The organism is Kitasatospora sp. DSM 101779 (assembly GCF_025655475.1).
Lineage (GTDB): Bacteria > Actinomycetota > Actinomycetes > Streptomycetales > Streptomycetaceae > Kitasatospora.
In genome coordinates this window covers 375,158-400,813 of sequence record NZ_JAHTIK010000001.1, presented here as the reverse complement: position 1 = coordinate 400,813, position 25,656 = coordinate 375,158, and the positions used below count along the sequence as shown (strand labels likewise).

At 74.6% G+C, this 25,656-nt stretch carries 27 protein-coding genes; 16 read left to right on the top strand and 11 right to left on the bottom strand.

Features of this window, described 5'->3' with window-relative positions; translation table 11 throughout:
- Window positions 1-245 precede the first annotated feature (245 nt).
- Window positions 246-1,301, bottom strand: a complete 1,056-nt coding sequence (locus tag KSNIM_RS01795) for a cobalamin-independent methionine synthase II family protein (protein WP_263101417.1) — start codon at window positions 1,299-1,301, stop codon at window positions 246-248.
- A 188-nt stretch (window positions 1,302-1,489) separates the two neighbouring features.
- On the opposite strand from KSNIM_RS01795, the gene KSNIM_RS01790 reads away from it, so the two are divergent.
- Window positions 1,490-1,642, top strand: a complete 153-nt coding sequence (locus tag KSNIM_RS01790) for a hypothetical protein (RefSeq protein ID WP_263101416.1) — start codon at window positions 1,490-1,492, stop codon at window positions 1,640-1,642.
- 9 nt (window positions 1,643-1,651) lie between these two features.
- On the opposite strand, the gene KSNIM_RS01785 is transcribed toward KSNIM_RS01790, so the two are convergent.
- A complete protein-coding gene (locus KSNIM_RS01785) occupies window positions 1,652-2,170 on the bottom strand; it encodes a SixA phosphatase family protein (protein ID WP_263101415.1) in 519 nt (172 codons plus the stop codon).
- 198 nt (window positions 2,171-2,368) lie between these two features.
- On the bottom strand, window positions 2,369-2,767 hold the full coding sequence (locus KSNIM_RS01780) for a hypothetical protein (RefSeq protein ID WP_263101414.1): 399 nt from the start codon (window positions 2,765-2,767) through the stop codon (window positions 2,369-2,371).
- A 154-nt stretch (window positions 2,768-2,921) separates the two neighbouring features.
- On the opposite strand from KSNIM_RS01780, the gene KSNIM_RS01775 reads away from it, so the two are divergent.
- Together KSNIM_RS01775 and KSNIM_RS01770 are read left to right on the top strand one after the other, a co-directional pair.
- Window positions 2,922-3,677 carry an SDR family oxidoreductase gene (locus KSNIM_RS01775; protein WP_263101413.1) on the top strand — a complete coding sequence of 252 codons (756 nt, stop codon included), beginning with the start codon at window positions 2,922-2,924 and terminating at the stop codon, window positions 3,675-3,677.
- A gap of 322 nt (window positions 3,678-3,999) precedes the next feature.
- The gene (locus KSNIM_RS01770; protein ID WP_263101412.1) at window positions 4,000-4,434 is read left to right on the top strand and encodes an STAS domain-containing protein; all 435 of its coding nucleotides are present in this window, start codon (window positions 4,000-4,002) and stop codon (window positions 4,432-4,434) included.
- Window positions 4,435-4,491: 57 nt separating this feature from the next.
- Here the strand turns inward: KSNIM_RS01770 and rox are convergent, their stop codons facing one another.
- Window positions 4,492-5,940, bottom strand: a complete 1,449-nt coding sequence (gene rox / locus KSNIM_RS01765) for a rifampin monooxygenase (protein ID WP_263101411.1) — start codon at window positions 5,938-5,940, stop codon at window positions 4,492-4,494.
- 394 nt (window positions 5,941-6,334) lie between these two features.
- On the opposite strand from rox, the gene KSNIM_RS01760 reads away from it, so the two are divergent.
- A complete protein-coding gene (locus KSNIM_RS01760) occupies window positions 6,335-7,633 on the top strand; it encodes a S1 family peptidase (protein WP_263101410.1) in 1,299 nt (432 codons plus the stop codon).
- 310 nt (window positions 7,634-7,943) lie between these two features.
- On the opposite strand, the gene KSNIM_RS01755 is transcribed toward KSNIM_RS01760, so the two are convergent.
- Window positions 7,944-10,856, bottom strand: a complete 2,913-nt coding sequence (locus KSNIM_RS01755; protein ID WP_263101409.1) for a BTAD domain-containing putative transcriptional regulator — start codon at window positions 10,854-10,856, stop codon at window positions 7,944-7,946.
- Window positions 10,857-11,025: 169 nt separating this feature from the next.
- On the opposite strand from KSNIM_RS01755, the gene KSNIM_RS01750 reads away from it, so the two are divergent.
- The 3 genes from KSNIM_RS01750 to KSNIM_RS01740 are packed head-to-tail and all read left to right on the top strand — an operon-like array spanning window position 11,026 to window position 12,082.
- Window positions 11,026-11,388 (top strand): DUF4386 family protein, encoded by a 363-nt coding sequence (locus KSNIM_RS01750; RefSeq protein ID WP_263101408.1) that lies wholly within the window; start codon window positions 11,026-11,028, stop codon window positions 11,386-11,388.
- Window positions 11,385-11,732 (top strand): DUF4386 domain-containing protein, encoded by a 348-nt coding sequence (locus tag KSNIM_RS01745; RefSeq protein WP_263107795.1) that lies wholly within the window; start codon window positions 11,385-11,387, stop codon window positions 11,730-11,732. The genes KSNIM_RS01750 and KSNIM_RS01745 overlap by 4 nt, the downstream gene beginning before the upstream one ends.
- Window positions 11,733-11,785: 53 nt before the next feature.
- On the top strand, window positions 11,786-12,082 hold the full coding sequence (locus tag KSNIM_RS01740; protein WP_317633979.1) for a hypothetical protein: 297 nt from the start codon (window positions 11,786-11,788) through the stop codon (window positions 12,080-12,082).
- 66 nt (window positions 12,083-12,148) lie between these two features.
- On the opposite strand, the gene KSNIM_RS01735 is transcribed toward KSNIM_RS01740, so the two are convergent.
- Entirely contained in the window at window positions 12,149-13,996 is a 1,848-nt protein-coding gene (locus tag KSNIM_RS01735; protein ID WP_263101407.1) for a glycoside hydrolase family 15 protein, read from the bottom strand.
- A 392-nt stretch (window positions 13,997-14,388) separates the two neighbouring features.
- Between KSNIM_RS01735 and KSNIM_RS01730 the strand changes: the two genes are divergently transcribed.
- Complete coding sequence (locus tag KSNIM_RS01730) at window positions 14,389-15,228, top strand: MBL fold metallo-hydrolase (RefSeq protein WP_263101406.1); 840 nt, start codon at window positions 14,389-14,391, stop codon at window positions 15,226-15,228.
- A 16-nt stretch (window positions 15,229-15,244) separates the two neighbouring features.
- On the opposite strand, the gene KSNIM_RS01725 is transcribed toward KSNIM_RS01730, so the two are convergent.
- A complete protein-coding gene (locus KSNIM_RS01725) occupies window positions 15,245-16,498 on the bottom strand; it encodes an RNA polymerase sigma factor (RefSeq protein WP_263101405.1) in 1,254 nt (417 codons plus the stop codon).
- Window positions 16,495-16,848 (bottom strand): YciI family protein, encoded by a 354-nt coding sequence (locus tag KSNIM_RS01720; RefSeq protein ID WP_263101404.1) that lies wholly within the window; start codon window positions 16,846-16,848, stop codon window positions 16,495-16,497. The genes KSNIM_RS01725 and KSNIM_RS01720 overlap by 4 nt, the downstream gene beginning before the upstream one ends.
- Before the next feature lie 197 nt (window positions 16,849-17,045).
- On the opposite strand from KSNIM_RS01720, the gene KSNIM_RS01715 reads away from it, so the two are divergent.
- Complete coding sequence (locus tag KSNIM_RS01715) at window positions 17,046-17,201, top strand: hypothetical protein (protein WP_263101403.1); 156 nt, start codon at window positions 17,046-17,048, stop codon at window positions 17,199-17,201.
- A gap of 80 nt (window positions 17,202-17,281) precedes the next feature.
- Here KSNIM_RS01715 and KSNIM_RS01710 read toward each other — a convergent pair whose 3' ends face one another.
- On the bottom strand, window positions 17,282-17,791 hold the full coding sequence (locus tag KSNIM_RS01710) for a hypothetical protein (RefSeq protein WP_263101402.1): 510 nt from the start codon (window positions 17,789-17,791) through the stop codon (window positions 17,282-17,284).
- Window positions 17,792-17,902: 111 nt separating this feature from the next.
- Between KSNIM_RS01710 and KSNIM_RS01705 the strand changes: the two genes are divergently transcribed.
- Window positions 17,903-19,060 carry a hypothetical protein gene (locus KSNIM_RS01705; RefSeq protein ID WP_263101401.1) on the top strand — a complete coding sequence of 386 codons (1,158 nt, stop codon included), beginning with the start codon at window positions 17,903-17,905 and terminating at the stop codon, window positions 19,058-19,060.
- A gap of 47 nt (window positions 19,061-19,107) precedes the next feature.
- On the opposite strand, the gene KSNIM_RS01700 is transcribed toward KSNIM_RS01705, so the two are convergent.
- Window positions 19,108-19,512, bottom strand: coding sequence for a hypothetical protein (locus KSNIM_RS01700; RefSeq protein WP_263101400.1), 405 nt, complete (start codon window positions 19,510-19,512; stop codon window positions 19,108-19,110).
- A gap of 480 nt (window positions 19,513-19,992) precedes the next feature.
- Between KSNIM_RS01700 and KSNIM_RS01695 the strand changes: the two genes are divergently transcribed.
- From KSNIM_RS01695 to KSNIM_RS01675, 5 genes are all read left to right on the top strand, one after another.
- A complete protein-coding gene (locus tag KSNIM_RS01695; RefSeq protein ID WP_263101399.1) occupies window positions 19,993-20,232 on the top strand; it encodes a DUF6296 family protein in 240 nt (79 codons plus the stop codon).
- 242 nt (window positions 20,233-20,474) lie between these two features.
- Window positions 20,475-21,275 (top strand): GNAT family N-acetyltransferase, encoded by an 801-nt coding sequence (locus tag KSNIM_RS01690; protein ID WP_263101398.1) that lies wholly within the window; start codon window positions 20,475-20,477, stop codon window positions 21,273-21,275.
- Between the two features lie 78 nt (window positions 21,276-21,353).
- Window positions 21,354-21,578 carry a translation initiation factor IF-1 gene (gene infA, locus KSNIM_RS01685; protein WP_263101397.1) on the top strand — a complete coding sequence of 75 codons (225 nt, stop codon included), beginning with the start codon at window positions 21,354-21,356 and terminating at the stop codon, window positions 21,576-21,578.
- Window positions 21,579-21,927: 349 nt separating this feature from the next.
- Window positions 21,928-22,710: an EamA family transporter gene (locus tag KSNIM_RS01680; RefSeq protein ID WP_411543838.1), complete on the top strand. Its 783-nt coding sequence runs from the start codon at window positions 21,928-21,930 to the stop codon at window positions 22,708-22,710.
- 52 nt (window positions 22,711-22,762) lie between these two features.
- Window positions 22,763-22,957, top strand: coding sequence for a hypothetical protein (locus KSNIM_RS01675; protein ID WP_263101395.1), 195 nt, complete (start codon window positions 22,763-22,765; stop codon window positions 22,955-22,957).
- Window positions 22,958-23,011: 54 nt separating this feature from the next.
- On the opposite strand, the gene KSNIM_RS01670 is transcribed toward KSNIM_RS01675, so the two are convergent.
- Entirely contained in the window at window positions 23,012-23,827 is an 816-nt protein-coding gene (locus tag KSNIM_RS01670) for an NRDE family protein (protein ID WP_263101394.1), read from the bottom strand.
- Between the two features lie 396 nt (window positions 23,828-24,223).
- Here KSNIM_RS01670 and KSNIM_RS01665 point away from each other — a divergent pair, with 396 nt between their 5' ends.
- Window positions 24,224-25,489, top strand: coding sequence for an MFS transporter (locus KSNIM_RS01665; protein ID WP_263101393.1), 1,266 nt, complete (start codon window positions 24,224-24,226; stop codon window positions 25,487-25,489).
- The last annotated feature ends 167 nt before the right edge of the window (window positions 25,490-25,656 follow it).

The following is a 25,656-nucleotide window of genomic DNA, read 5'->3' as shown; positions in this document are numbered from 1 at the left end:
CCGCAGCACCGACCGACCGCGTCCACACTGGGGGCCGTCAGAACGGCGGGTGCCGTCCCCGTGGCCAGTTCGGCTCCCCGCCGGCGGGCGGCCGGGCCAGGGCCACCGACGGCCGACCAGCACCGGCCGGGTGAGCACCCCGCTCCGCAGCGGGCGGGGCGGCGAGGCCCACTCGGTCACGCCCGAGCCGGGGCCGAACTGCGGTGGCCCGGAACCCGGGAGTCCGGACCGACCTTCCCGTGGCCTCAGACTCCGAGCTGCGCGGCGGCGAGGGCGGTGCCCTCGACCCGGGCACGGATCTTTGCGAAGGCCGTCTCACGGGAGGTCGAGACGTCGTCGGCGAACGGCGCGAAACCGGCGTCGTCGCAGGTGCCCAACCGGTCGGGCGGGAGGTGGCGGGCGGCCTGCAGCACCCGGTCACGCACCTCCTCCGGCGACTCCACCCGCGGGTCGAGCGGGTCGGTGACCCCGACGAAGACCCGCGCCTGCGGGGGCAGGAGGTCGGCGGTGAGTCGCAGCACCCGGTCGGGGTCGGGCTCGCTCGCCACCTGCAGGTAGAAGACCCCGGCCGTGAGCAGGAACAGCTGCGGCAGCAGGCCCGCGTAGTCCACATCGAGGCTGTGCGTGGAGTCCTGGTCGGCGCCGGGCCCGCAGTACACGCCGATCCGGCCGCGCTCGGCCTCGGTGAAGCGCGACAGCACCCGGTTGTTCAGCTCGACGAGTTCGGTCAGCAGCCCGCCGCTCGGGTCGAGCTTCAGCGACAGCCGTCCCTCCTCGAAGTCCATCTGGACGACGTGGGCACCGGCGTCGAGGCAGGCCCGGATGTCCGCCTCCGCCTCGCTGACCAGGTCGTCGAGGAACTGCTCGCGCGGGTAGCCGGCGATCCCGGCGGGCGGGTACAGCAGGCTCAGCGCCGACGGGGCGGCGACGGCCTGCTTCACCGGGACGGAGGCGTACCGCTGCGCCGCCCGCAGGTACTCCGCGGCACCGGTCTTGTAGCGGAAGGGCCCGGAGGTGAGGACGGGCAGCTGCCGGTGGTGGCCGTCGAGGAACGGGAGGACGACCCCGTCGGGCGAGAGGCCGGACAGTCCCTGGAGCGGGTAGGTGAGGAAGCTCGGCTTGGTCTGCTCGCCGTCGGTGACGACCGGCGACCCGATGGCCTCCAGGCTCTCGACGGTCTCGCGGACGGCGTGGTCCTGGGCGGCGACGAGGTGCGCGCCGTGCTGGCTTCCGGTCGACATGGCGGTCAGCAGCTCGGCGGTGCGCGGAAGGCTGCCGATGAGTTCGGTGGGGATGCTCACGGCGGAACAGTACGGTGACGAACGGACCTGGCCGCGCAGACACGAGCAGCGCGGCGCTGCCCGACTCCTTCGGAGCAAGCACGCGCGGGCCCCGGCCCGTGTCGTCCGGCGCGTCCCGCGCATGGGGGCAGCGGAGGCGGGGCAGGCGGGGTGTCGTCCAACGGAAGCGACCGACTCCGGAGGTGGCCGTGAACACCGTGATGGTCCTACTGCTCGCCCCGCTCGTCCTGGCCGCCGTCCTCACGGCCACCGACCCGGGACGTCGGGCCCGCCACCGCGGAGAGCGGCCCGCTGCGCGGTACCGCCACGGTGGGGTCGCCCGGCACGCCCGGCCGCGCTGAGCCGGACGGTCAGGCTCCGGGGGCCCAGAACGCGACCAACCGCGCCACCCCCGGCTCGACACCCTTCCACGGGCCGCCGAACTCCAGCACGGCCATGGACCCGTTGGGGAACTCGGAGCCGTCCATCCGGTCCAGGAGGTCGCCGTCGGCCTCACCGGCCAACGCGTCGGCCGCCTCGTGGACCCCCGGGTTGTGGCCGAGCACGAGGAGCACGGACACCGCCTCGGAGGTCTCGCCGACCAGCGCGAGGAGATCGGCGGCATCGGCCTCGTAGACGCGGTCCTCGAAGACGGTCGGGGGAGCGGCCGGGAGCTCGGGGACGATCGACTCCCAGGTCTGCCTGGCCCGCCGGGCGGTCGACACCAGGGCAAGACCGGGTGCCACGCCCGCCCCGGCGAGCCACCGACCGGTCTCGGGCGCCTCGAGCCGGCCGGCCTCGGACAGCGGCCGTTCGTGGTCGTTCATGCCGTTCGGCTCGGCCTTGGCGTGCCGGACCAGCACGATCCTGCGCATCGGATCCGCGCCCACGATGATCTCCTGTCCCACGACGGATGTCCCACGACGGATGTCCCACGACGAACGGGTCGGCGCGACGCTACTGATGCCCCGTCACCATCCTGGCGCGACACCGCGTCCATCACCCGAAAGAGGTGCTCCGGGGGCGCCGACCGCCGCACGGTCCACCGGGCCTGCCGGGCCGCTGCCGCGTCCGCCGCCCCGGGAGGGTCACACCGCGGTCGGCCGTGACCCGCCCCGCCCCGTCACGGCGGAGACCAGGGCGGAGACGAGCGAGGTCGCCGCGAGGCTCCCCACCGTCACCATGCCGACACCGACCAGGAAGAGGCCGCTCGCATCGTCCGACCAATCGACGAAGGCCGCAGCGGTCAGACCGGCCGTGGTGCCCAGCACGGCACCCGCCACGCGGCGCCGGGACGCGGCCCAGCACACCGGCGCCAGCAGGGTCAGCACCAGCCCGATCACCTGCCAGGCCTCGTACGGGCCGGACTCCGAGCCGTCGGGGTGCATGTCGCGGTGCTGGTCCCAGCCGAGCCAGGCGGCCCAGGCCGCGATCGGGAGGAGGACCAGAAGGAGAACGGGAGTGAGTTCCCGCAGTGTTCGGCGCATGATCCGAGCCTCCCGTCCCCGCCGGCCCGGCGACAGAGCACGGATACTCATCTTCCCCGAGTGGTCGGCCCGTCGACGGCCGGTCGGTTGACCTGGAGTGCGCTCGACGTCCTAGCGTCGCGGTACGGGAGCTTCGACGAACGGGGTGGTCAGGGTGAAGGTGCTGGTGACCGGCGGGACGAGCGGACTGGGACACGCCATGGCCTCGGCGCTGTCCGCGGCCGGCGCACGGGTCGCACTGACCGGCAGGTCCGCCGCACGGGCGGCCGGGGCGGCCGGTGGGCTGCCGGGCGCGATCGGGATCGGACTCGACGTCCGGGACGAGGCCTCGGTGGCCCGGGCCGTCGACGAGGCGTGGTCGGGGCTGGGCGGCATCGACATGCTGGTGAACAACGCCGGGATCGGCATGCGGACCGTCAACCCGCACTTCATGACGGACCCGCAGGCCTTCTGGGAGGTGCCCGTGGACGGCTTCCGTGCGGTCGTCGACACCAATCTGACCGGCTACTTCCTGATGGCGCGCGAGACCGTGCCGCGGATGCTGGCCGCCGGCGGCGGACGCGTCGTCAACCTCTCGGTGAGCACCTCCACCATGCACCGGGCCGGCTTCGTCCCCTACGGGCCGTCGCGGGCCGGCAGCGAGTCGCTCTCCCGCATCATGGCCGCCGACCTGCGCGGTACGGGAGTCACCGTCAACCTGCTGCTGCCCGGCGGCCCGACCGCCACGGGAATGCTGCCCCCGGACGTCGACCCCGGGAACCGGGCGTTCCTCGACCCGGCCGTGATGGGCCCGCCGATCGTCTGGCTGGCCTCCGAGGCCGCGGCCGCCGTCCACGACGAGCGCATCATCGCCGTCGAATTCGAACAATGGCTGCGCGACCGGACCGGCGGCCACGGAGAAGCCACCTGACGAGGGCGTCGCCGCGCCCACAGTCCTTCCTGCCCGTGGTCCATCCTGCCCACGGTCCCTCCTACCCACGGCGCGCGGCCCGGCCACCGCGCGCGGGTCGCGCCTGTGCACACTCTCCGTGACCGGCTACACCAGCATGTGCGCAGGCCTGGCCCGCCACCGCACGGCCGGCGCGCCCGGGCCGTCGGCGGTCTGGTGCGATCGTCCAACCCGCCGCCGCCGCGCTGCAGATGAGAATCGCGGCGGCGGGCGCCGGGCCACGTGCATCGGGTTCGAAACGTTGCGTTCGGGCAGGAATACCGGAGAGCTGGGAGGTGGCACGATGCTCCGGTGCGACGACCGCGGACAGATCGACGGCAGACCCTCCGAGCGGCCCGCTGCGAGTCCGCTCGGCGTCCGCACCCTGGCCGACGGCGCGCTGTCGCTGCAGCTGGCAGCCGGCGGCCCGGCCACCCTGCTGCTGGTGGCCGGCACCCTGGACGACCGCTGCGCCGTCGATCTGCCGGAGGCGCTGCTGTCGGCCGCCCGCGCCTGCCCGGGCGGCCTGGCGCTCGACCTGCGGGCCGTCGTGGCCTGCGACGAGGCCGGTGTGGCCGCCCTCGCGCGGGCCTGGGAGTACGCGCGGAAGGCCGGCCACACGGTCGGACTGGCCGCGTCCACGGCCGGGCTCGACCGGCTGATGGTCCTCACCGACACCCTTCAGCTGGTCGCCGGCCACTTCGACACCGGCCCCGGTGCCGTTCGGGCGTCCGTCTGACCAGGCTGCTCCCGCGGGGTCTCGGCCCGCGCCCGTGGCGGCTCAGCCCGTGGCGGCTCAGTCCGTGGTGGCGGCCCCGAACCACCTCGGCAGGTGGCCGAGCAGGTCGTCCTGGTCGTCGCCGACCCAGGCCACGTGGCCGTCCGGCCGGAGCAGTACCGCAGGTACCTCCAAGGCCTCCAGTTCCGGGCCGTCGTCGACGACGTGGTCGACCCGGTCGGCCCAGCCCGCCACCGACAGCAGGCCGGTCCGGTCGACCAGCAGCCCGCGCCCGCCGTGCATCAGGCCGTACAGCCGGCCGCGCTTCAGCGCCACGTCCCGCATCCGCCGGCCGAGCAACTCGTGTCCCTCGCCGAAGTCGTAGCGGACCCCGACCGCCGTGATCATCCCGGTGACGTACCGGTTCACCTCCTCGAAGTCCATCAGGCGGGAGAAGAGCCCGCGCAGCGCCGTCGCCCCCGGGTCGGTCCCGAGCAGGGTGATCTGCGCGCGGGTGTTGTCCAGTACGGCGGCGCCCACCGGGTGCCGCTCGGCGTGGTAGCTGTCGAGGAGCCCCTCCGGGGCCCACCCGGCGACCGCGGCGGCCAGCTTCCACCCGAGGTTGAAGGCGTCCTGGATGCCGAGGTTCAGCCCCTGTCCGCCGGTCGGCGGGTGGATGTGCGCCGCGTCGCCGGCCAGCATCGCCCGCCCCGACCGGTAGCGCTGGGCCTGCCGGGTGGCGTCGCCGAACCTGGAGAGCCAGCGCGGCGCGTGGACGCCGAAGTCGGTGCCCGCGACGGCCCGCAGCTGCTGCCTGAACTCGTCCAGGGTCGGCGCGCCCGCCCGGTCCTCGGCCACCCCGTCGGCGGGCACGACGATGCGGTACAGCCCGGCCTGCCCGTCCACGTCGGGCGTGGCCCCGAACCGCAGCTGGGTCCTGCGGACCTCCTCGACGACGGTGGCGATCACGGCCGGATCCTCGGTCGCCTCCATGTCGCCCAGCAGTGTCTCGACCTTGGCGGGCTCGCCGGGGAACCCCATGCCGAGCAGCTTGCGCACGGTGCTGCGGCCGCCGTCGCACCCGACGAGGTACCGCGAGCGCAGCCGCGTGCCGTCGGCCAGCTCGACGTCCACCCCGTCCTCGTCCTGGCTGAGCGCGACCAGCTCCCGGCCGCGCCGGATCTCGGCGCCCAGCTCGACCGCGCGCTCCTCCAGCAACCGCTCGGTGGCGGGCTGCGGGGTGGCGAGGCCGTACGGGTGCGCGGTGTCCAGGCCGTCCGGCCACGGCTTGGCGATGCCGCCGAACAGCCCGCCCACCTGGAACCGCTCGCTCACGGCGGCGAAGCGCTCCAGCAGACCGCGCTGGTCCGTGATCTCGACGCTGCGTGCGTGCAGCCCCCGGCCCCGGGACTGCCCCGTCCGTTCGGTCAACTTCTCCAGTACGACCGTGCGCACACCGTGCAGCCGCAGTTCGCAGGCGAGCATCAGGCCGGTCGGTCCGCCGCCGACCACGATCACATCGATCACGAGAAAAACCCCTCCGTACAGATAGGCCTGCGGCCTGCCATTTCCGGATGCGCCGATTGTGCGCACGCCCGGTGGACCGGCATCGCCGCGGCCTAGATTTCCACGCCCGAATTTCCACCGTCCGCCGGATTCCCGCCGCTCCGGCTTCGGTGGGCAATTCTGCGGCAGTGGAGGGGCCTTGCCGCAAGGCCCCACGTGCGATATATCTTGGGAGTGGCAAGGAGCGAGCGACCTCCTTGCCTTTGCTTTTTCCCGCGGCGGCGTAAGGGGAGCCCGGCATTCCGCTCGGCGGTGCGGTCCGGGCGGGCCCGCGATTTGCGCCGCCGGCGACCACCCGGTTTGAATGGCCCCCGTCAACAGTTCGAGACGCGAACTGTCGAGCAAGGGGGGAATTTTGACGGCTCTGCGCAAGAACACCCTGGCGGCGGTCATGGCGACCGCGCTCGTGGCCGGTTCGATCCTCGTCACCGGGATCAATGCGGCCCACGCCAAGGACGGCGACGGGGATGCACCGGACACCGACTCGGCGATCCTCTCGCTCGCCGCGAAGACCGAACCGCTGAACGCGATCGCCGACGCCCTCGGCGAACAGGGCCGCACGGCCTATTCCGGCACCTACGGCAACCTGTTCGTGGACGAGGACGCCGAAAAGGTCACCCTGTACGTGACCGACGCCCAGCAGGGCCGGAAGCTCATCGCCGCCGCCAAGGCGGCCCACCCGGCCATCGACACCGCTCTGATCAAGGTCGCGTCCGCCAAGTACACGATGAAGGACCTGGACGCCCAGGCCGACCGGCTCCTGGAGACGAGCGACGCCGACGGCCTGACCGGCGAGCCCGAGGTCCTCTCCGTCTCGGTCAACCCGGACAACTCCGGCCTCACCGTGGCCGGCAAGAAGGACAGGCTCGACTCGGTCAGGACCAAGGTCGCCTCCGGCATCACCGGCACCGCCGGCGCGCCCGTCACGATCGTCGAGGGCGACCCGGCCGAGGCCCAGTCGTGGCGGTGGAACGACACCGCCCCGTTCATCGGCGGGGACGTGCTGGTCGGCTCCGCCCACAAGAGCGGGACGGTCACCCAGTGCACCGCGGGCATGGCCCTGGAGAACGGCGTCGGCGAGGACTACCTGATCACCGCCGCCCACTGCTTCCGCAACGTCACCGACGTCTACGGCGAGGGCGACCCCGAGGGCGACTTCAGCCTCGCCTTCGGCCACAAGGTCGGACGCGTCGTCAACACCAACCCGTACTGGGACTTCCAGGCCATCCTCACCAGCGGCCGCAACGGCGCCGGCACCAACTCCGACGAGGCCGACAAGCCGAAGGGCAAGTGGTACCGCGTCAAGGGCGCCTCATACTCCTACAACGGCCAGTCCGTCTGCCAGGACGGCGCACGCTCCTACTACACGGGCCACGGCGTCCCGTGCGGCATCAAGGTCCAGAACTCGGACATCCGCTACCGCTTCCAGTGGTCGGACGGCTCCTGGCACACCGTCCGCGGCGTCAAGGGGCACAACGGCAACTGGGCCGTGACGCGCGGTGACTCCGGCGGACTGGTCTTCAGCGTCACCAACCGGACCGACCGCCGGGCCCGCGGTCTCGTCTCCGCCGGCGACGGCCACACGGACATCTACTGGACCGAGGCCCCGGACATCATCAACGCCCTCGGCATCGACCTGAACCCGCACACCTGATCCACACACCGGCCCCCGCACCTGACCCGCACCGTCCGGCCGCCCCACGGAACGGGCGGATGCCCTTCCGGGGGCGGCCCGGTGGTGCCAGACCGCGCTGGCCGATCACGGTGCGCGGGAGGGGTCGGCGTGGGGGAGTTGCGGGGCGGCCGCCGGGTGCACTTCGTGCTGGCCCTGGCGCTGTGCGGGGCCGACCTGCTGTGTACGGCGTCGACCTGGCTGCGCGGCGCGCACGCACGGGTGCTCCTCGGCCCGGTGTCGGTCATCCGAACACGTGCGGGGACACTCCGACACCGCCGCGTGCAGCGGCTCACCCGGCTGTGCCGCGCCCGCACACCGCCGCGAGGGCGTCCCGCATGTGGACCAGGGCGGTGCGGTCGTCGATCCGGACGGCGGCGGGGACGCCGTCCGGGGCGCCGGGGAGGTCGGGGACGAGTGTCCGGGCGGCCAGGGCGCCGAACTCGTTGGCCGTCGCCAGGTATCCGCGCACGCGGGCCGCCTCCGCAGTACGGCCGGTGGCCGCCATCATGGTGACGAACTCGATGCCGACGACGCTCGCCGCGATCACGTTGTCGGTCTCGATCAGCCGGTCGACGTAGGAGAGGAGCAGCCGGAATGCCCTGTCCCGCTCGCCGCGCCGGAACGCCGACCGGGCCCGGGTGAGCTCGTCGGCCGACAGTGTGCCCGCCGGGACGTCGACCCCGGCCGCCTCGTCGAAGAACCGGTCGGCGTCCTCACGCCGGCCCTGGAACATGGCGCTGTAGCCGAGCGTCTGCAACGCCCAGTGCAGCAGGGTCGGCGGCCCACCGGCCCGGTACCGCTCCGCCAGTGCGGCGACCGAGGCATCGACCTGGCCGAACGCGCCGATGCCCAGGAGCGGCCCTGCCGAGGTGAGTTCGAGGAACGAGGCAAGGTGTTGCCCGCGCCGGCGGCGGACCTCGGCGACCGCTTCCGGCAGGACCCGCCGCAGCGCCTCACCGTCGCCGGACGCGTATGCGAGGGCATGGCGGGCCAGCGGTCCGTTCGGAGCGCCGTACCGCTGCGCGACCCGGTGGTATGCCGCCGGGTTGGCGTTCTGGGTGTGGCGTTCGGCGGCCCAGAGGAGCCAGAAGGCGCGCAGCTCCCGGCCGTCGGGCGAGGTCGCCGGTTCGGTCGCGGCGAGGATGCGTTCCGCCCAGGCGCCGATCTCCTGCCGGCCCCGCAGCGGGAGTTCGGTGACGACCGGCCGGGCCAGCGCATCGGCCAGCCGCGGGTCACCGGACGTGCACGCCCAGGCGACGGCCGCCCGCAGGTGCGGCCAGAGCTCGCCGAGGCGGGCGACCCCCTCGCCCTCCTGCGGCCCGGTGAGCAGCCGGCCGACCCGGGCGACCTCGACCCGGCACCAGTGCGCCTGCCGCTCGGCCACCGCGTCCGTCCGCCCGCGCTCGTGCAACCGCTCCGCGGCGAACCGGCGCACCGGTTCCAGCAGCCGGAACCGCCGACCCGCGGCACCGAAGGCGACGGTGACCATCGACCGCTCGACCAGCGAGCCGACCAGGTCGTCGACCTCCGGCGGGCCGAGGGAGCGGCCGTCCGGCGGGCTGAGGTTTCCGCCGTCCGCCACGGCCAGGGCCGCGCCCGGCTCGAACGGCGCGGTGAACACCGACAGCCGGGCGAACAGCTCCTGTTCGGCGGGAGCGAGCAGGTCGTACGACCACTGGATGGCCGCCCGCAGGGTGCGGTGCCGGGCGGTGCCGGTCCGCCGGCCACCGGCCGTCCGCAGGGCGTCGTCCAGCCGGGCCGCGAGGTCGACGGGCCGGTGGCTCGCCATCCGCGCGGCGGCCAGTTCGACGGCCAGCGGGATGCCGTCGAGCCGCCGGCAGATCTCCTCGACGTGCTCGTGCTGCGCTCCCGGGTCGTAGCCGGGGTCGGCGGCGCGCGCACGGGTGTGGAACAGCGCGGCGGCGGCCGCTGGGGCCAACGGCCCCACGGGCAGGACCTGTTCGCCCGGGACGGCCAGCCGCTCACGTGCGGTCGCCAGGATGCGGACCTGAGGGCAGCCCTCCGCGACGGCCCGGGCGAGTGCGGCCGCGCCGTCCAGGACGTGCTCGCAGTTGTCGAGGACGAGCAGGGCCCGGGAGGTGCGCAGGCCCGCGACGACCGACCGGGTCGGGGTCTGCCCCGGACGCTGCACGAGGGACAGCCCGTCGGCCAGTGCGTCGGCGACCGCGCGGGGCACGTCGGCCGAGGCAGTGATCTCAGCCAGTTCGACCAGCCACGCCTCCCGGTCCTGCTCGGACGAGGCCGTCCGAGCGGCGGTCAGCGCGAGGCGGGTCTTGCCGATCCCGCCCGGCCCGACCAGGGTCACGACCGGCGAGTGAACGAGTGCCCCGGCGACGGCCCGCAGCTCGTCGGCACGGCCGACGAGGCGGCCGACGGGAACGGGCAGAGCGCCTCCGGCCGGGGCGGGGCCGGCTACGTCGGTGCCCGCCTCCTGCGTTGCGCCGGCGGGCCCGGCCGGGTCGTGCGGCGGCGCGCCCGGCGATCGGTGCAGCAGGTCGTCCTGGGCGAGGACCCGTGCTTCGAGCGCGCGCAGGGCGGGCCCGGGTTCGACGCCGAGTTCGGTGACGAGGTGCTGCCGGGTCCGCCGGAACGCCGCGAGGGCCTCGGCCTGACGTCCCGTCCGGTAGAGGGCGGTCATCAGCAGGGCGCAGAAGCCCTCGCGGAGCGGATGGCGTTCCGTCAGCTCCGCCAACGGGCCGACCGCCCCGCGCGGGTCGGCCCCGACCCGGCGTTCGAGGTCGGTCTCGACGGCGCCCAGCCACTGCTCGGTCAGGCCGGCCACGGCCGCGGCGAGGCCGGGCGCATCCAGGCCGGCCAGCGGATCGCCTCCCCACTGGGCGAGGGCCGCGGCGGGATCCCCTGCCCGCAGGTGGTGTTGGAAGCGCGTCACGTCGACCGCGTCCGGCGGGACGTCCAGGCGGTAGGCGGCGCCGACCCGGACGATGGTCTCCGCCCCGAGGACCTTGCGCAGCCCGGCGACGTGCCACTGCAGCGTCTTCTCGGCCGTCCGCGGGGGTGCGTCGCCCCAGACGAGTCCGACCAGGCGGGGCACCGGCAGCGGTGTGCCGGGCGTCAGGGCCAGTGCCGCGAGCACCGTCTGCGCCTTCGCCGGTCCCACGGCGAGCGCACGGCCGTCGTCGGTGGCGGCGCGGACGCCCCCGAGCAGACCGATCCGCACCATGGTGCCGCCTCCCGGGCCTCGACCACCGCCGAGCGTGCCATAGGCCCCGACCCCGGACAAGCCTCCGCCCCACCGCCCGCACACCCGTGCCCCACCGGCCGCACACCGGTGCGACCGACCATCGGCGGAGCGGCCACCGCGGCCGCGACGACGGGGACGGAGCGAACGCATGGACAGGCGGACAACGGCACGGGTGACGGGCCTGCTCTTCGTCACCGCAACGGCGGCGGGCGCACTCGGAGCAGGCCTCATCGGAGACCTCGACAGCCTGGACTCGGCCCGGTCCGTCGCCGACCGGTCGGACTCCCTCACCGCGGGCGCCCTGCTCGTCCTGGTCATGGCGGTCGCGATCGCGATGATCCCGCCGACGCTCTACCCCGTCCTCAAGGAGCACGGCGAGGCACAGGCCCTCGGCTACGTGGTCGCCCGGACGGTCGAGGTCGTGCTCGTCCTCCCGGCCGCCGTCGGTCCGCTCGCCCTGGCGGCCGCGGGTACCGGGCAGCCGGACGCCGTCGACCGCTCCGGACGCTGACCCGGACGTACGACCTGTGGGGGCCGGCCTGCAGCTCGGTGTTCTTCTGCCTGAGCGTCCTGCTGCTCAACCACCGGCTGTACCGGTCGCGGCTCGTCCCCCGGTGGATCCCGGTGTGGGCCCTGCTCGCCGTCGTGCCCTACCTGGCCGACGCCCTGCTCGCCGTCCTCGGCCCCTCCGTGCCGCCGGCCGTCCGTGCCGCGCTCGTCGTCCCGCTGGCGCTGAACGAGATGGCGCTCGCGCTCCGGCTGCTGGTGCGGGGCTTCGCCGCGCCGGAGGCGCCGCACACCGCCCGCGCCACCGCCCCCGGGCCGGAGGGCCGCCCGGTGGGCAGCACTCCCTGAGGCCGGTCGGCCCCGCGGTGCCGCGTGTCGGATGGCGTGCGGGGTGGGTGCTCGTGCGACTCAGCCCCTCGGTGAACGTCGTCCAGTCGTGCTTCCCCGCGGCGCAGCAGGGCGAGATCTCCGGACTGTCGCGGAGTATCTCCAACCTCGGCTCCTCGCTCGGCACGGCCCGTCGCCGGCACGATCCTGGTGTCGGGGCCCAGCAGGGGCGCGTACGCGGCGGCGTGGCCGTGCTCGCGGTCCTCGGTCTAGGCGGGTTGACCGCCGCGTTCCTGCTGCCGTGCGTCCGTCGGCCCGCGACCGCCGGATCGGCGGCGGTGGCAGCGCCCGGCGCCCCGCAGCAGCAGTGACCCCGCTCCGGACGACACACCGCCGACCGCCCCGGGAGGATCCGGGACGGCCGGCGGTTCGTACGGTCACTCCGGGCTGCGCTCCGCGCGGTCGAGTTCCTCGTCGAGGGCGAGGGCCGCGTCGATCAGAGCCAAATGGGTGAATGCCTGCGGGAAGTTGCCGAGCTGCTCGCCCGACGGGCCGATCTCCTCGGCGAACAGGCCGACGTGGTTGGCGTAGGTGAGCATCTTGTCGAAGGCGTAGCGGGCCTGGTCGAGCCGGCCCGCCCGGGCGAGCGCCTCCACGTACAGGAAGGTGCACAGGTTGAAGGTGCCCTCGGAGCCGCGCAGGCCGTCCGGGGAGGCAGCCGGGTCGTACCGGTAGACCAGGCTGTCGCTGACGAGTTCGCTGTCCATGGCGTCCAGGGTGCTGAGCCACTCCGGGTCCTTCGGGCTGAGGAACCCGACCTTCGGCATGAGCAGCAGGGAGGCGTCGAGGACGTCGGTGTCGTAGTGCTGGACGAAGGCGCTGCGCTTCTCGCTCCACCCGCGCTCCACGATCTGCCGGAACACCGCGTCGCGTTCGGCCTGCCAGCGGGGGATGTCGCCGGGGCGGGAGTGTGCGGTGGCCAGCCGGATCGCCCGGTCGAAGGCGACCCAGGTCATCAGACGGCTGTAGGTGAAGTTCTGGCGGCCGCCGCGGGTCTCCCAGATGCCCTCGTCGGGCCGGTCCCAGTTCTCGGTGAGCCAGTCCACGACACCGGCGAACGCGCGCCAGCCGCGGATCGCGCCATGGTCCATGGCCTGGGCGAGGGCGTACGCGGCCTCGCCGTAGATGTCGAGCTGGATCTGGTCGGCCGCGGCGTTGCCGGCCCGCACCGGCGCGGAGCGCCGGTAGCCCTCCAGATGGTCGAGCACCTCCTCGGTGAGGTGCGGCTCGCCGTCGACCCGGTACATGATCTGCAACGGCTCGCCCGAGGCCGTCCCACCGGCGTCCAGCCGGTCCCGCAGCCAGCGGCGGAAGGCGTTCGCCTCCGTGACGAAGCCGAGGTCGATCAGCGCCCGGACCGACAGCGAGGCGTCGCGCACCCAGGTGTAGCGGTAGTCCCAGTTCCGCTCCCCGCCGATCTGCTCGGGCAGGCCCATGGTGGCGGCGGCGATCGGCGCGCCGGTGGGGGCGTACGTCAGGAGCTTCAGGGTGATCGCCGAACGGGTCACCATCTCGTGCCAGCGGCCGCGGTAGCGGCAGGACCGCAGCCAGTGCAGCCAGAACCGGGTGCACGCCTCGAACTCGGCGGTGATCCTCTCGGCGGTGGGAGCCGGACCGCCCGGCCGGCCGCTGAGCGTGCCCGGCTCGCCCGACTCGCTGGTGAGCACCACGGCGGCGCGCTCCCCGGCGTTCAGCGTGAACCGGGCGGACACGTCCGTGCCGTCCGGGTGCAGCGCGATCGGCGCGGTCGTCTGCAGATGCAGGTCCGTGCCGGGGCCGCTGAACAGCACCGACCCGTCGTCGAGCCGGGTCAGTCCGTGCGCCGCCCGGCCGTAGTCGAAACGCGGCCGGCACAGCAGCTCGAACGGCAGACTGCCGCGCACCACCCGCGCCGCCCGGATCAGCCGGTGTCGGGCCGACGGTGTCGACGAGGGATCGGGCGGCATGAAGTCGACGACCTCGCCGACCCCGCCGGGCGCCATGAAGCGGGTGATCAGCACAGCCGTGTCCGGCAGGTAGAGCTGGCGGACGGTCGCCTCGGGGCCCACATCGGCGGCGAGCCGGCAGAAGCCGCCGCGGTCGCTGTCGAGCAGCGAGGCGAACACGCTGGGGGAGTCGAACCGGGGGGTGCACCACCAGTCGACGGTGCCGTCGGCGGCGATCAGCGCCGCCGTCTGCAGGTCGCCGACGATGCCGTGGTCCGCAATCGGGGGGTAGTCGTTCACAACGCCTCCTCGGCCCTACGCGCCGGCCGGGGCCGTAGCGGCCCCGAACCGCGCCGCGACCGTCCAGGGATCGGTACCGCGCCACCGGAGCGGGCGTGCTGTCGGTTGCACGGCCCTTCCGGGGCCGGATGCCGGGCGGACGTCCGCCGCGACCGGCTCGGGGCCATCGACCGGATCTGCCCATCATTGCGGCGGCGCCCGCCCTCGGCCACTTCGCTCCGGTCCCGGCTTCCCAACGGCGCGCGGCCGCCGTCGCAGGGCCGCCCGCGCAGGGCTGCCGCCAGGTTCCTACTCGCTGGTACGCTGCCGCGCGGCACCGATGCCCGGGCACCGTCCGCGAACCCTGAGGACCGGTCACGACCCCGCCTGCGTCCGAGCGGCCTGGAGGCCCCATGCGCGTGCACCACCTGGACTGCGCCACCATGTGCCCCTTCGGCGGCCGGCTTCTGCTCGGCAGCGGCGGACCCCTCGTCGGCCGGCTCTCCGCGCACTGCCTGCTGATCGAGGGCCCGACCGGGCTGATCCTCGTCGACACCGCCTTCGGCACCGCCGACGTCGCCGACCCCGGCCGGCTCGGGCGGCAGTTCCTCACCACGGTCCGGCCCCGCCTCGACCTCGCACGCACCGCACTGCACCAGGTCCGCGCCCTCGGGTACCACCCCGAGGACGTCCACGACATCGTGCTGACCCACCTCGACCTCGACCACGCCGGCGGCATCGGCGACTTCCCGAACGCGCGGATCCACGTCCTCGACGAGGAACTCCGCGCCGCCCGCGCCCGTGCCACCCGCGGCGAACGCGACCGCTACCGCCCCGCACAGTGGGCCCACCACCCGCGCTGGGTCGAACACCCTCGCAACGGCGCCACCGAGGACTGGTACGGCCTGCGGGCCCTCCCGATCCTGCCGGGCGAAGCCCCCGACCTGCTCCTGGTGCCGCTGCCCGGCCACTCCCGCGGCCACAGCGGCGTCGCCGTCCGCACCGACGACCGCTGGCTGCTCCACTGCGGCGACGCCTACTTCTCGCACACCGACGTCGCCCCCGGCCCCGTGCGCCGCCCGCCCGGCCTGACCGTCTTCCAACGCCTGGTGGCGATCGACGACCACGCCCGCCGCGACACCCTGGAGCGCCTCCGCGAGCTGCGCCGCAGCCATGCCGACAAGGTTCGGACGGTCTGCGCCCACGACCCGTTCGACCTGGTGACGGCCCCGTACGCCGAACCGCAGCCGTGAGCGCGCCGGCAGCCGGTCACGGGTCGGCGAGCTCCGCGAGCCGGCGGGCGAGGGTGGCGCGCTCCGGCTCGTTGCCGACCAGGTCCAGGGCGGCCCGGTAGGCGGCGGCCGCCTCGGACGTGCGGCCGAGTCGGCGCAGCAGGTCGGCCCGGGAAGCGGGCAGCAGGTGGTAGCCGCGCAGTTCCTCCGCCCCGGCGAGGTCGTCCAGCAGGGCGAGACCCGCCCGCGGCCCGTCCCGCATCGCGACGGCCATCGCCCGGTTCAGCGCCACCAGCGGGGACCGCTCGATCCGCAGCAGCACGTCGTACAGCGCGACGATCTGCGGCCAGTCCGTGGAGTCGAAGTCGGCCGCCTCGTCGTGCAGCGCCGCGATCGCCGCCTGCACCGCGTACGGCCCCGCACCGGGACCGGTCAGCGCCGGAACGAGGAGGCGCCGACCCTCGGCCACCAGGTCGGGGTCCCACAGCGCGCGGTCCTGGTCCTCCAGCAGCACCTGCCGCCCCGCGGCGTCGGTCCGCGCCGCGCGCCGCGCATCGGTGAGCAGTAGCAGCGAGAGCAGCCCCGCCACCTCCCGTTCCGCCGGGAGCAGCCGGTGCAGGATCCGCGCCAGCCGGACGGCCTCGTCCGCCAGATCGGGCCGCAGGAGGTCGTCGCCGGAGCTGGCCGCGTACCCCTCGGTGAAGACCAGGTACACCGCCCGAAGCACCGTCGGCAGCCGCTCGGGCAGCTCGTCCGGCCCCGGGACGCGGAACGGGATCCGCGCACTGCGGATCTTGCGCTTCGCCCGCACGATGCGCTGCGCCATCGTCGCGGTCGGCACCAGGAACGCCCTGGCGACCTCGGGCGTGGTCAGGCCGGCGAGGAAGCGCAGCACCAGCGCGGTCTGCGCCTCCGGCGACAGCGCCGGGTGGCAGCAGGTGAAGAACAACTGCAGCCGCTCGTCCGGAACGTCCTCGAAGCCGGGCTCGGGGAGGAGGACGGCCGCCGCCCGGTCGCTCTCCACCTGGAGCACCGCCAGCCGCTCCGCGAACGCGCGGTCGCGGCGGATCCGGTCGATGGCCCTGCGCCGTGCCGTGGTGAGCAGCCACGCCAGCGGCTTGTCCGGCACGCCGTCCACCGGCCATCGCTCCAGCGCGGCCTCGATCGCCTCGGACGCGGTCTCCTCCGCCAGGTCCAGATCACCGAACCGGGCTGCGAGCAGGGCGAGCAGCCGGCTCCGGTCCTCGCGGAACACCGCCTCGACGGAGCGGGCCGCCCGCCGCTCGTTCACGACCGGTCCGGCTCCCAGACGGTGCGGACCTCGACCGTGCCGTACTTCGCCCCGGGGCACCGGGCCGCCCAGTCGAGCGCGGCGTCCAGGTCCGGAACGTCGATCAGGTAGTAGCCGCCGACGATCTCGCGCGTCTCGGCGAACGGCCCGTCCGTCACCACCCGCTCGCCGTCCACACGGACCCGCACGGTGGTCGCGTTCGACAGCTCCAGGGCGTTGCCGTCGAGCCTGACCCCGGCCTCGGTCACGGCCTTCTCGAACGCCATGAACTCCTCCACGGTCGGCTCCCCGGCAGGCCGCTCCTCGGCGGAGCCGGGTGCGGGGGTGTTGATCAGCAGCAGGTACTTCACGGTGCGCCTCCTCGTGCATCGGACGGTCGTGCAGGTATGACGAACGGGCAGCGGCGGAATCGACAGGGCGACCGGAGAATCTCCTCGGGAATCCTGCCGCGGATCCTGCCGCGGATCCGGGGCCGACCGCGAGCAGCCCCGCCGGAGCGGGCCCACCGATGCCGGAACCCGGTCGTGCCGTGGTGAACGATGGACGGGTGATCACCGAAGAGGGCGCTGTCGAGCTGGCCCAGGCACCCCTGGAGAGGAGGACGGAGAGCGCCGTCGCCGCCGCCCGTCTCGCCGACCACCACGCCGACCTGGCGGTGACCGGCCTCCACCTCCTCGCCCTGGGCCGCCGGCCGGCCGGCTGACCGGTCGGACCCCGGTTGCCCGGCCCGCGTCCGCAGGAACTCCGCAGCCCGGCACCTGAGGCGTCACCCGGTGGTGGAGCTCAACCCCGGTGGGACGGCTCCGGATTCAGCGGGTTGTCGTCCGCGGACACCAGGAGGGCGGCCGAGGCGCCCAGGCGCGCCTCCCAGGAGCGGAAGGCCTCGGGGTGGTGGATATCCAGGGAGTCGAGGCAGCAGGAGCAGCATTCCTCGGTGGCCACCGCGAGGAACCGCGCCTCCGGCTCGGTCGCCGTCTCCGCCATGCCGTGCCAGACCCGGGCGGCGACCTCCCTGGGAGTGAGGTCGCCGTACACCAGACGGGCGGACAGGTGGTGCAGCAGGCAGCGTTCGGCCGTGCCGTGGTCCGGTGCCGCCACGCCGAGTTCGGCGACGGCTCGGTGCAGCAGCGCGTCGAGTTCGGCGGTGTCCTCGTTGCGGCTGCGTCCCGCGAGGTCCCGGAGGGCCGGGGAGTCCAGGCCTTCGGCCAGCAGCTCGGCGGCGGCCATCGGCAGGTCCTCGGGGAGCACGTGGCCGACGGCGTGCTGCCAGGCCAGGGTGAAGGCGGGGTCCATGGCGGCGTGCTGCCGGGCGCCCACCGGCGGTGACCAGCGATTTCCTCGCCACCGGGTCCGTGGCAGTCGGCGGTCGCTGCTACCGTCCTGATGATCGTTCAAGGGGGAGTCATGACCGACAGCACGCCGATCGCCGCGCTCGCCGAGCGGCTGGTGAACACCGAGTGGGACGACACGGCCGAGGCCGCCGGAATGCGCACGGTCGTCGAGGGGCTCGGGTTCGGCTGGACGGACACTCCGGACGGCGCCCGGGCGGCCACGCCGTTCGCGGCGGGTGACGCGCGGATCGACCGGATCGCCGACGCACCCTTCGACCGCCGCGCGGAGTTCGCGGAGCTGGCGATCCCCGTCCTCCGCACGGACGGTACGGCGCTCGGTCACGCCCGGGCGTTCCGGCACGCCGCCGACGCGGTCGAGGGCGTCCTCGGACGGGCCGTCAGGATGGGTTCGTACGGCACGAGGGATCCGTACGGGCGGCCGGGTGCCCGCCGGGGCGACTGGGGCGCGCCCTACCTGCGGTGGGAGTGCACCGCCGGCCACGGTGCGATGCTGGAACTCACCGCCGGGGCCGAGGGGCCGGAGCTGCTGCTCCGCTCCACCTCCCGGTTGTTCGCGATGGCCCACCACTGGCGGTACGAGGGGTACCTGCTGACCGGGTTCACCGGGACGTGCGAGGAGGACGACGAGGACGCCGACGAGTACGGCGCCGGCACCCGCCCGTACATCGACGAGGCCGGCGACTGGGACGACCTGCGCAGCGCCCTGACGGAGTTCCTCACCGTGCTGCCCGCCGAACTGCATGCGCTCGGCACCTCGCTCGCGCTGCCGCTCTACGCCTTCCTGGAAGCCCCGCAGCGGACGGCCCCGCTGCTCTTCGACCTGGTCTGCGACGGCGGAAGTCTCCTCGTGGGCCACTACGAGCCGTCCGCCGCCGCGCCCGCCCGCGGTGGCACGCCGGCCGAACTCGGCTGGGAATCCGCCGACCTGCTGCCGGCGGGCGCCGTCCCCGAGGTGCGCGGCCGGCGGCTGCCCTGGCGGACCGACCTCGCCGTGTACGGCTGGGGCCGGGCGGAGGTGCCCCCGGCACGCTGGCGCATCGACGCGGGCGGCCCCGGCGAGGTCCGGGCCGCCCAGGTCGCCGACCTCCTGGTCAGCACGGCCCGGGCCGCCGGCGTCGGCACCGCACTGAACCTGCTGGTCGGCACCGAGGGCGAACGGCACCCCCACTTCGAGCTGGCCTTCCCCGGCCTGCGGCTGCGCGTCGGCTGACCTCCGGCTCGTCCCCGGCCGACGCCCGCCCGGAGCAGCCGGCGCCGTCAGGACCGGGCGCCCATCCGCCCGGGCACGCGCCCGGACAGCACCTGGCCCAGGTCCAGCAGGCTCAGGCCGAACATCAGGATGCCCAGCGGGACGTGGAACGCGGGTATGCGCGCGACGCCCAGCACCACCTGGACGGAGGCGAGCACCAGGAAGACCGAGGCGTGGAGGATACGGCGCGGCGACCCGCCTCCGGGGCGCCAGGCCAGGATCGCGGCGAGCACGTACAGCATCGACGCGCCGTACATGACGCGTGCTCCGACACCGTGCAGTACCTCGCTCCCGGGCGAGGAGAGCAGCAGCCCGGCGGTGACCGCCTGGAAGAAGACGGCCGCGGTCTGCAGGGCGATCGAGATCTGCAGGAATCCGAGGCTGCGCCGATCCGTCGTCGTCCGTCCGTTCATGGTGCGATCCCCTCGTCCGCCTCGTGGCGGGTCGCTCGGTGGCCTGACGGAAGGAGGACGACGCAGGCCCCCGGAACGTGACAGGGCACGGAGAGGCGGTGCGCGCCCGCCGGAGCAGCCCACCGCGGACGACGGGCCGTCACCCGCCGGCGCGTGCGGTGATTTCCATCGTTGGACACCTTCCCCGTGCGGCCCCGCCTCCCCCTGCCGTCTGGGGATGCTCGCCGACCCCGTCGAGCGGCACCGGTCGGAGATCCACCCCACCACAGGGTCAGGAGCACCTCATGCACGACTGGAGGCCGGCCACCCCGCGGGCCGTCCCTGCCGCGGCTCGCGGCACCCTCCGCCACGCCAGGGTCCTGGTGGCAGCCGTGGCCGCTCCCGGACTCACCGCGGCCGGACGCCCGGCGGGTGCACGGCGGCCGGGCCGTCGGACAATGGAGGCCGGGGCAGGGCCGTTCTGGAGAGGGAGTGATCGCCGTGGCACCGGACACGGCCCGCTGGATGCTGACCTTCCCCGGACCGGCAGGGTCCCACGGTGAGCAGGACACCGTGGTGGTGGAGCGGCAGGCCGGCTACGGCCCGCACGGGCACCCCGTCTACGAGGACGCCGACCGGGCCGTCCGGGTGGAGATCGAGGACGGCGGCCTGGTGCACATCATGGACCTGGTGAGCCGGCCCGTGCCGGACACCCCCGTCCACGCCGTCCCGCTGCGCTGATCGCACCCGCCGCTGCCGTTGTGGCGGTGGGCGCTCCGGGTCCCGCTCGGCCGGTGCCCGGAAAACCGGTTGGGCCGGGCGGGGCCGGCTGGTAGCGTCTGGGCAGCCGTGAGAAGACCGAGGGAGGTGACACCCGTGAAGGCTGTATCCGTATGGGTGCTCCCCATCTCCGTTGCGGCGGGCGGCTGACCGAGGTGTCGCCGGGAGCGCCTGGAAGAAGGCACTCCCGAGAGGCAACACCCATGAATCCCTTGAATTCCGCCCCGGCCGGGGGCAACCGCGCCGCGGTCCGGGTCACCCGGGTCTCCGACTCGCAGTGGCAGGCCGTCGAGGACGGCCTGGTGGTCGGCAGCGGCGACACATCGCTCCGGCCCGACGGACGGCTGTTCCTCAGCATCGACGCGTGGCACGGCGCCGCGTTCGACCGCATCGCCGACGCCGTGCTGGCCGACCTGGCGACACCGCTGTACACCCTGGTGGACGAGGCGGACCCCGACACCGCGTCCGCCTGGGAGCGGGCCGGCTTCACCCCCGCCCGCCGCGAGTGGGGCCACCTGGTGCCCACCGATCCGCAGATCACCGGCCTCGACCCGGTACAGTGCCCGGAGGGCGTGACGATCGTCCCCGCCGGCTCCGCGGAGGAGGGCCCGCTGCGCGTCCTCGACCGGACCGTCCGCGAGGAGGTCGAGGCCACTGTCGGGTGGCACACGATGCCGGCCGAGGTCCTGCCCCGCCCGGCGGGGGACACCGTGGTCGACCCGTCGAAGTACGCGGTGGCGCAGGAGGCGGACGGCTACGTGGGCCTCGTCCGGGTGGTGCCGTTCCTCCGGCAACCGCGGATCGGACTGGTCGCCGTCCGGGCCGACCGGCGGCGCCGCGGCATCGCCCGGGCACTCCTGGCCCACGCGCTGGGCTCGCTGCACACGTCCGGGAAGGCCTGGGCCTGGGCCGAGGTGGACGAGTCCAACACGGCCGCCACCGCCCTCCTCGCCGGCCTCGGGGCCCGGCGCGCCGGCAGCACCCTGGAGCTCGTCCGCCGCTGACCCGCGGCCCCACGACCGGGCGCACGCGGCCGCCCGAGCCCGTCGCCCACACGATCACCGACCGAGAAGTGAGGAAGCATGACCAAAACAGCAGGGGGCATCGAAGTCGAGGGCATCGTCCTCGAGTGCCTGCGCAACGCCACCTTCACCGTGCAACTCGAGAACGGGCACAAGGTGCTCGCCCACATCAGCGGGAAGATCCGGAAGAACTACATCAAGATCCTCCCGGAGGACCGGGTCCTCGTGGAGCTCAGCCCCTACGACCTCACCCGTGGACGCATCCGCTACCGCTACCGCTCATGACCGGCCGCGGGGAGCAGTGATCCCCCGACCGCGACGGCGCGGGGAGTGCTCCGCGGCGTGAGGACGACGGCCCTGCCGAACCCGAGGTTCGGCGGGGCCGTCGGCGTTGGCGGGCGGAAGGGCGGAAGGGCGGAAGGGCGGGCCGGCGGGTCGGTCGGCCGGTGGGTCGGTCGTGGGGGGTCGTCGGTTGACGGTCTGCCGCCCCGGCCTGTTGTATGGCCCGAAGTTGGCTATACATCTTTGGGCCCGGGAACTGCTCCCGACCCGTCCGGAAGGGGTCCGTGTGACGCGGGAAGCGGTTCCGTTCGTGGTGCTCGCCGCCGCGGTGCTGCACGCGCTGTGGAACGCGATGGCGCACCGCAGCAGGGACGGCCTGGCCGGGTTCGCGCTGATGAACACCGCGATCCTCGGCTGCGGCGCCCTGCTCGCCTGCCTCGCCCCGCCGCCGGACCGGGCGGCCTGGCCGTTCATCGCGGCGTCCACCGTGTTGCAGGTCGGCTACCAGCTGCTCCTGCTTCAGGCGTACCGGCTCGGCGACTTCGGCCAGATGTACCCGATCGCCCGCGGCACCTCGCCCCTGGTGGTCGCGCTGCTGTCGGTCACGGTGCTCGGCCGGCCGCTGCCCGTCGGCCAGGCCGCCGGAGTGCTGGTCATCTCGCTCGGGCTGGCCGGGCTGGCCTTCGCCGGCGGACTGCCCGGCCGCGCCCAGCTGCCCGCGCTCGGCGCCGCACTGGGGACGGGCGTGCTGATCGCCGCGTACACCGTGGTGGACGGCACGGGCGTCCGGCGGGCCGGCGGCACCGCGGGCTACCTGGCCTGGATGTTCCTCGCCCAGGGCGCGGCGATGCTGCTGGTCGCCCTCGCCGTCCGCGGCCGGCCGCTGCTCGCCGCGATGCGCCGACGGCCGTGGCGCGGCCTGGCCGGCGGGGTGATGTCACTGGCGGCGTACGGCCTGGTGGTGTGGGCCCAGTCGGTCGGCGACCTTGCCGCGATCGCCGCGCTGCGCGAGACCAGCATCCTGATCGCCGCCCTGATCGGCGCGTTCGTGCTGCGGGAGCCGCTCGGCCGTGCCCGGCTGGCCGCCGGCGCCGCGGTCCTGGCCGGCATCGTGGCGCTCAGGCTCGGCGGCTGACACCGCGTCGGCAGGTCGACGGGGCGGTCGGGGCGTCGACGACGACAGCGGCGTGGGCCGGCAGGTGTACGGATGCCCGGGCGGCGGCGAGTGCCGGGCACGCCGCGCGGTCGCGTTCGGCACCTACGTGATGACCGGCGGACTGCTGGTCGGGAACACCGTCCGCCTGACCCGGGACGCCGACGACACCCCGCTCGTCGAGGTGGTCGGCTTCGAGACCGTCCGCCGAACCGTCGGCCTGCCCTGACCGCGGTGGGACCGCCCCGGCGCTGCCGCTCGCCGCACCGCGCCCGGTGCGGACTCAGCCGGCGGGCGGGCGGGTGTCGACCGGGTACCAGGCGGCGTTGCCCGGGGCCGGGTTGAAGTCGTAGCGGATGCCGTCACGGCCGAGGCCGACCAGGGCGAGCGAGGTGGTGGCCCAGACCCGTCCGCTGCCGAAGTCGCGGTGCTGGACGAGGGCGGCCGGGTCGGTGCGGTCCAGGCCGTCGCCGTCGGCGATCTCCGGCCAGTCGCCCCACACCTCGGCGGTCGGGGCGTCCGGGCCGCCGGCCGGGTCGGTGGGCGGCTCCGGCCGGTGGACGGCGGCCAGTCGGGGCCGGAAGTGCGCCAGCCGGGCGGCCATCATCCGCGAGGCGCTCCGGGACGAGGTCCGGTGCGAGGCGAGGCCCTCCATCCCGTCGTTGATGACGGCGTGCAGGCCCGGCTCCAGCGACCGGCGGGTGAGTTCGGTGCCGCTCCACCCCAGCATGGAGACCGCGTCCGGCACCGCGGTGATCAGGTGGAACGGGTCGTAGCGCGCCCAGTCGCGGTCGCCGAGGTCGTCGCCGTCCGCGGCCAGCAGTGGCAGTTCACCGCGGGAGAGGCGGTTCGCCGGGTCGGCCGGGAGCCCGAAGCCGTTGAGGATGCAGGCCAGCCGCGGGGTGCGGCCGGCGCCGCCCGGGTCGACCGCCAGCCAGGTACCGCCCGCCAGCAGGTCGAGGCCGCCGAGCAGCCGAGGCCGGGCCGGCCAGTGCCTGGCGGGCGGCAGCCACGCCCGGTCGGCGTACTCGTCCCGCGCGGCAAGGATGACGACCGGCACCGGGGAGCCGGGGTCGAAGCTGACGAACACGGTGCACACGGCGCATCCCCTCACCCGAGCCGTTCCCTGCCTGTGATCCTCGCACGGGGGCGGAAGGCCCGGGCTGCCGGGCCGTCGCCCGCTCGTTGCCGGGATCTGACGTGCCGTCCGGGCCGCGCCGTCCGGGCCGTGCCGTCCGGGCCGTGCCGTCCGGGCCGTGCCGTCCGGGCCGTGCCGTCCGGCGGGGGCGGCCCGGCCCGCATCGTCCCGTCCGCCGGGATCCGGCCGGCCGACCGTAGGAGCCGTTCCCGATCGATCGTCCGGGAAATCTCGATATGAAGTATCTTGATATCGAGATTTGTTGGCGGAGAGACGAACGGGGGGCTCGCCATGCGGCGGCACGCGAACGGACTGGTTGCACAGCTGCGGAGACCGCCGGGCGGGCGCGACGGGCGGATGATGCTGCTCTCCCAGTTCGTCGACCGCACCGGCACCGGCGTCTGGTCGGCGGCGTCCGTGCTCTGGTTCACCTTCGTCCGTGGCCTGGACGCCCGGCAGCTCGGCCTGCTGCTCGGCGTCGCCGCGGTGGCCGGGATCGCCGGATCGCCGCTCGCGGGACGGGCGGCCGAACGGCTCACCGTCCGGGGCCTGCTGGTCGCCTGCCACCTGCTGCGCCTGGGCACCATGGGCCTGCTGCTGGTGGTGGACGACTACGCGGTGCTGCTGGCCGTGGTGGCCCTCACCTGCCTGGGCGAGCGCGCGGCCAAGACGCTCGAGATGCTCTTCGCCACCCGGGTCGCGGGCGAGCGCCGCGGTGTCTACCAGGCGCTGTTCCGCAGCACGGCCAACGCCGGCTACGCGCTCGGCGCGGGCATCGCGGCCCTCGGGCTGGCCGTGGGCACCCCCGCTGCGTACCGGGCACTGATCCTGGCCAACGCCCTCTCCTTCCTGCTGGCCGCCGTCCTCGTCCTGCGCACGGCCGAGCCCGCCGGGCAGGGCCTGGTGATGGCGCGAGGCGCGGACGGCGGGGGAGCGGCGGCCGCGGACGCCCCGACCGCCACGCCCAGCCCCTGGCGGGACCGCGGCTACCTGCGGTTCGTCCTGCTCGACATCCCGCTGAACCTCGACGACTCGGTGCTCAATGTGGGCCTGCCGCTCTGGCTGGTGCACCACACCGCCGCGCCGCACGCCCTCGTCCCCGCCTTCCTGGTGGTCAACACCGTCCTGGTGGTGCTGCTCCAGCTGCGCGTCTCCGCCTGGGCCGACGGCCCGCGCGGGGCGGTCAAGGCGCTGGGGTGGTACGGGGCGGCGCTCCTCGGGTGCTGTCTGCTGCTCGCTGCCGCGACCGCCGGCGACGCCTGGTCCGCCTCGGTGGCACTGCTGGCGGCCGCCGTCCTGGTCACCCTGGCGGAGCTGCTGCGCTCGGTGAGCTCGTGGGAGCTGGCGGTGAGCCTGGCGCCGCCGCGGGCCCGCGCCTCCTACCTGGGGGTGGCCGGGATGGCCCAGTCGGTGCAGAAGTCGGCGGGGCCGCTGCTGATCACGGGGCTGGTGATGACCGCAGGCCCGCTGGGCTGGATCGCCCTGGGCGGAGCGGCGACCGGTCTCGGCGCCGTCCAGCGCCGCGCGAGCCTGCGCCGGCTGGCCTCGGTGGCGGCGGCGTCGCCGGCGGCGAGTCGCGCCGGCCGGTCACCCGCCTCCCGGGCCGGGGCCGTGTCCCCCTGAGGGGTGATTCCGGGCCGTGCCGCCCACCGCCCGCCTGGCCCTGGCGAAGGCCTCGCACACCGGCTCTACCGCGGGCGGCCGTCCGGGCGACATGTGCGTCTGGTCACATCGCTCCTCACAAAAATGCTAGGACGTCCTACTATATTTGTTCAGTAGTCTTCGCCGAA

Bases quoted from the DNA above. Each gene is read 5' to 3' on its own strand.
- KSNIM_RS01690 (WP_263101398.1), top strand. From the start codon at position 20,475: ATGAATCCCTTGAATTCCGCCCCGGCCGGGGGCAACCGCGCCGCGGTC.
- KSNIM_RS01680 (WP_411543838.1), top strand. From the start codon at position 21,928: ATGGCGCACCGCAGCAGGGACGGCCTGGCCGGGTTCGCGCTGATGAAC.
- KSNIM_RS01770 (WP_263101412.1), top strand. From the start codon at position 4,000: ATGCTCCGGTGCGACGACCGCGGACAGATCGACGGCAGACCCTCCGAG.
- KSNIM_RS01750 (WP_263101408.1), top strand. From the start codon at position 11,026: ATGGACAGGCGGACAACGGCACGGGTGACGGGCCTGCTCTTCGTCACC.
- KSNIM_RS01705 (WP_263101401.1), top strand. From the start codon at position 17,903: ATGACCGACAGCACGCCGATCGCCGCGCTCGCCGAGCGGCTGGTGAAC.
- KSNIM_RS01700 (WP_263101400.1), bottom strand. From the start codon at position 19,512: ATGAACGGACGGACGACGACGGATCGGCGCAGCCTCGGATTCCTGCAG.
- KSNIM_RS01780 (WP_263101414.1), bottom strand. From the start codon at position 2,767: ATGCGCCGAACACTGCGGGAACTCACTCCCGTTCTCCTTCTGGTCCTC.
- KSNIM_RS01710 (WP_263101402.1), bottom strand. From the start codon at position 17,791: ATGGACCCCGCCTTCACCCTGGCCTGGCAGCACGCCGTCGGCCACGTG.
- infA (WP_263101397.1), top strand. From the start codon at position 21,354: ATGACCAAAACAGCAGGGGGCATCGAAGTCGAGGGCATCGTCCTCGAG.
- KSNIM_RS01665 (WP_263101393.1), top strand. From the start codon at position 24,224: ATGATGCTGCTCTCCCAGTTCGTCGACCGCACCGGCACCGGCGTCTGG.
- KSNIM_RS01730 (WP_263101406.1), top strand. From the start codon at position 14,389: ATGCGCGTGCACCACCTGGACTGCGCCACCATGTGCCCCTTCGGCGGC.
- KSNIM_RS01755 (WP_263101409.1), bottom strand. From the start codon at position 10,856: ATGGTGCGGATCGGTCTGCTCGGGGGCGTCCGCGCCGCCACCGACGAC.